This window comes from Rubritalea sp. (assembly GCF_051252225.1).
Lineage (GTDB): Bacteria > Verrucomicrobiota > Verrucomicrobiia > Verrucomicrobiales > Akkermansiaceae > Rubritalea.
The window spans coordinates 1-4,304 of the sequence record NZ_JBPOGE010000032.1; the positions used below are offsets into that span (position 1 = coordinate 1).

Here is a 4,304-nt window from a genome sequence, read left to right on the forward strand (position 1 = left end):
GTAGTTCCGAATCGCAGATCTCCGTTTTCTGAATTCTATGTTTTCACATCATTCGTCTCAGCATGTCGCTTTCTGAACTCCACGTCTTCTCTGAGAACTTCTCCAGATGATCCAGATTACTCTTTTCACATTCATCTACGCTTCCTAGGTTCGTCTCATCCAGATTAGGTATACGCGACCAGCACATCTAAATCATCGCTTTCGCTAACAAGACGCTGCACCCAATCCCTTCACCGCCGAGAGTCGAACCATTTTCACAATTCAAACATTAACCAAAAACCAAAGCGCGCTGAGAGTTCAGTGATTGGTGTGCTTTACGTTCTCCTAAAATGACACGCCGGTTTCTAATATTCCCACTCTTTGCCATCGCGACGTCATGTACTATTTCCAAGCCTGATCTTTCAGGAATGACAGATAGTACATACAAGGGATTAGCCATTGGTCTATCACAGAGAGATCCAGATCAAGACGCTATTCAGCTACTACAGTCTGAACACAAATACTTAGTTTATGGTCACGGAGGGCTTCTTTTACCTATTGGACTCGAAGATAAACAACCTATGTCAGAATCATACGCAGCACTTAGAAGAGCTAAATTTACTGATGACCATTTCTCAGAGCTTCCACAACTACTCCGTGACCCTAATCCTCCGATGATATATTCCGATGCAATTACTCCAGATCATTCTTTATACCTTCAGATGAGGAATTGGTATGGAACTAGATTCAACAATCGAACTCTGAAACTACAAAATTAACTTTGGAGAACAAGACGCTGCACCCAACCTCGTACCGCGGTTGAGCGCGACTCACCTTTCACTACATTCACACTTAAACCTTAATCTAAAGCTTTCTGGCCGAGTACTCGGTTGGTGTGCTTTACGTTCGGTAAAAATGAAAAAACGTTATATTATACCTACTATAATTTTCGCAGTTCTTTGTGTAGCATATTGGGATACTGAAGGCGTTATTAAGCCTATTCCAAAATCGCCAGCACTAGCTACGGATCTAGGTCGTTATTCAATAGATGATTATAGGTCAATCCAAGTTCAAGAGATTAACGGAAAAATCCAATATAGCGAAATAACTGCAGACAAAAATGTAAAAACACACGGTATAGAGAAACACATCAATATTAAGTTATCTAGAGGATGGAGCATTACTTCATCTGATCCTGATTCAATTCAAATACAGACAGGCACAGGAATCACCATTAATCGAAAATTTGGTCAGCCAGACTTATCGAATGAACCTAATGTAGAATCTACAGTTGAGCATAATTAGCCCACAAATAAACAATTCCTTCTTTCATCCAGTAGAAATTTTCACGCTAAGCATTTTTGAATATAAAGCAAACTAGTTCAAAATATGCTGACCGAACAAGACGCTGCACCCAACCTCGTGCCGCGGTTGAGCGCGACTTACCTTTCACTACATTCACACTTAAATCTTAATCCAAAGCTTTCTGGCCGAGTACTCGGTTGGTGTGCTTTACGTTCTGCTAAATTTGAAGCCATTACTATACATTCCGGTAGTCCTTGCATTAATACTAATCAGCTGCACTGATCGTAATCCAACAAGTGTCGTAGCATCATTTGACCCGACAGATGAGGTCATGCGTATTACTCAGCAACATGGACAAAAATACAAACCTTCGAATCCTAAGCATAAAACTGAGGAAGATGGCAACATCTCTATGAAATGGATATTTAATAGTAATAAAGGCGCAAAAGACCTTGATCCTATAGCCGATGAGCTAGTTGACTCCTTAGCCTCTAACATAAGGAAACGTGATGACTATATAGTTGAATGTATTCCTGGGTCACACTCTGATGGACCTATATACACATCAAACTCTATACATATTTCCTATAGCAATAGTACTAGAATAGGTAGAATCTCAATTACAACCATTGAAAGTAGAGATTCAAACTCAATAGAAGTCGCTTTATCCGAACACCCCAAATAGTCTTGCAGAACAAGACGCTGCACCCAATCCCCTCACCGTCGAGACGCGAACCAATTTCCCAAATTCAAACATTAACTTAAAACCAAAGCGCGCTGAGAGTTCGGTGATTGGTGTGCTTTACGTTAGGCTAAAATTACATGCACTTCTCAGATAAAGATCGAAACAAGGCATTAGCAATATTCCAAGAATTTGGCTCTCGCAGATCCATGAGTTTTCACGAACGTCTTCAAGAAGTTCACCCAGATATTTCCATGACCGATTCTAATATGATTGAAGCTTGGTGTAACCAAGTTGAACATTATGCTTACGATCTAGCTGAACTCGTCCGTGATAAGAAGCTAACTCAAAATAATGCTCTACTGAAACTATCTGACGAATTCCCTGAATTAGATAAAAAGCGCGTTGATAAGACCTATAGTCAAGCCATGTACTTCAGCTCAAAATAGATGCATTCAAAACTGACTTGCCTAACAAGACGCTGCACCCAACCTCAGACCGCGTTTACGATTTTCAAAATCTTCACTACACTCAAACTCTAAACTCACAAACAAAGCTTTCTGGTCGGGTCTTCGGTTGGTGTGCTTTACGTTAGCGTGAATTTGAAGATTTTAGGAAGTAGATCGTTCAGTTGACGTATCGCTTCTATTCAGGTGACACATCACCCCATCTTCAAACAGGACGAACTTGGTAAGATCATTTTAGTACATTCCTAAACCCAAGTACGAATCCAGATTAGTCTTTCCAGAATCACCTGGTTCCCTTTAGTTTGTCTCATCCAGATTAGGTGTACGCGACCAGCACATCTAACGCATCGACTTCGCTAACAAGACGCTGCACCCAACCTCGTACCGCGGTTGAGCGCGACTGACCTTCCACTACATTCACACTTAATTCTAAACCCAAAGCTTTCTGGTCGAGTACTCGGTTGGTGTGCTTTACGTTCTCTAAAAATGGCAAAGCCATCAGTACATCCATTGTTACTAAGAATCCTATGCGTCACTTCTGTACTATTCTTAATAACATCATCCGTTCGCCCAGGTAAATGGGCGGTCATAATCATTCGTGATGTACCAGCTTATTACCTACTGCTGTGCTGTATTGTATACCCTCTCTACATATGGGCGTTCAATCTAGCACTCGAAGGGAAACGCAAAGCTATTCATATTCTACTAATCGCTGTCTTGGGTCGTTTCTGTATGGAACTTACAGTACCACACACACGTGCAGCATTGCTCGCACTAGACAGGTTTCCAGACTATTCATTCTCAACAATACTATCCTTCTACATAGCTCTGTTTGCGACCATCCTCCCTCTATGGGTACTAGTGCGCCTAATCAGAACAAATATAATTAATCTAGAGAACAAGACGCTGCACCCAATCCCCTCACCGTCGAGACGCGAACCATTTTCCAAATTCAAACATTAACCCAAAAACAAAGCACGCTGAGAGTTCGGTGATTGGTGTGCTTTACGTTAGGCTAAATTATGAAGCATCACACATTTCTCATTTGTATCATCATAATCAGCACCATTAGCTTCTCCTGTAGTAAATCTGGAGAACCAAAGTCTGATAAATCTACATCTGAAGGTTTCTCAGAAGAACAGCTATACGAGATGCGAAGATCAGCAACACAAGTTCACGCCTGTGTGGTATCTGGACCTAATTCCGACAAGTTCATCGAACTTCTACAAAATAATGACGTCTGGTGCTTTAATTTGGGAGGTGACCAGAGACATACGATTGTAATTTCAGAATTCGACAAAGATAAGTTCTTAAAAATTATCAGCGATCAAGTGACTGAGGAATACCATCTTGAACTACTCCTAAACTAACTTGCCTAACAAGACGCTGCACCCAATCCCTTCACCGTCGAGAGTCGAGCCATTACTAATCTCCAAACATTAACCCAAAAACGAAGCGCGCTGAAAGTTCAGTGATTGGTGTGCTTTACGTTCTGCTAAATCTACATGTCCTCCTGGAAAATCATCACACTAACCTCATCCATGCTCGGCCTAATCATGAGTATATGGGTAATGTCGAGCGCTTGGGAACACAATCCACAAGGTGAGATCCATTATGAAGGAAAAGTCGACTGGAGTTATCTGCTACTTATTGGTGGATCATGGTTTATCCCTACGCTCATACTAAGTTTTTTGACCCTATCCATAATTTATTTGGTATGGATAAGCTTAGCTAAGATCTACAACTACTGCAGTTCAATCAAGCATTCCAAAAGCCGCTCATAAATTGCCTTGCAGAACAAGACGCTGCACCCAACCTCGTACCGCGGTTGAGCGCGACTCACCTTTCACTACATTCACTCTTAAATCTTA

6 protein-coding genes are annotated in these 4,304 nt (G+C 41.3%); 5 read left to right on the forward strand and 1 reads right to left on the reverse strand.

What is annotated here, in order from left to right; all coding sequences use genetic code 11:
• Window positions 1-329 precede the first annotated feature (329 nt).
• From ACSHX2_RS15090 to ACSHX2_RS15105, 4 genes are all read left to right on the forward strand, one after another.
• Entirely contained in the window at window positions 330-758 is a 429-nt protein-coding gene (locus ACSHX2_RS15090) for a hypothetical protein (protein ID WP_435693787.1), read from the forward strand.
• 136 nt (window positions 759-894) lie between these two features.
• On the forward strand, window positions 895-1,284 hold the full coding sequence (locus ACSHX2_RS15095) for a hypothetical protein (protein WP_435693788.1): 390 nt from the start codon (window positions 895-897) through the stop codon (window positions 1,282-1,284).
• A 331-nt stretch (window positions 1,285-1,615) separates the two neighbouring features.
• Window positions 1,616-1,969 (forward strand): hypothetical protein, encoded by a 354-nt coding sequence (locus ACSHX2_RS15100; protein ID WP_435693789.1) that lies wholly within the window; start codon window positions 1,616-1,618, stop codon window positions 1,967-1,969.
• A gap of 206 nt (window positions 1,970-2,175) precedes the next feature.
• Window positions 2,176-2,415 carry a hypothetical protein gene (locus tag ACSHX2_RS15105; protein WP_435693790.1) on the forward strand — a complete coding sequence of 80 codons (240 nt, stop codon included), beginning with the start codon at window positions 2,176-2,178 and terminating at the stop codon, window positions 2,413-2,415.
• A gap of 334 nt (window positions 2,416-2,749) precedes the next feature.
• On the opposite strand, the gene ACSHX2_RS15110 is transcribed toward ACSHX2_RS15105, so the two are convergent.
• Window positions 2,750-2,932 carry a hypothetical protein gene (locus tag ACSHX2_RS15110; protein WP_435693791.1) on the reverse strand — a complete coding sequence of 61 codons (183 nt, stop codon included), beginning with the start codon at window positions 2,930-2,932 and terminating at the stop codon, window positions 2,750-2,752.
• A gap of 523 nt (window positions 2,933-3,455) precedes the next feature.
• Here ACSHX2_RS15110 and ACSHX2_RS15115 point away from each other — a divergent pair.
• Window positions 3,456-3,803, forward strand: coding sequence for a hypothetical protein (locus tag ACSHX2_RS15115; RefSeq protein WP_435693792.1), 348 nt, complete (start codon window positions 3,456-3,458; stop codon window positions 3,801-3,803).
• The last annotated feature ends 501 nt before the right edge of the window (window positions 3,804-4,304 follow it).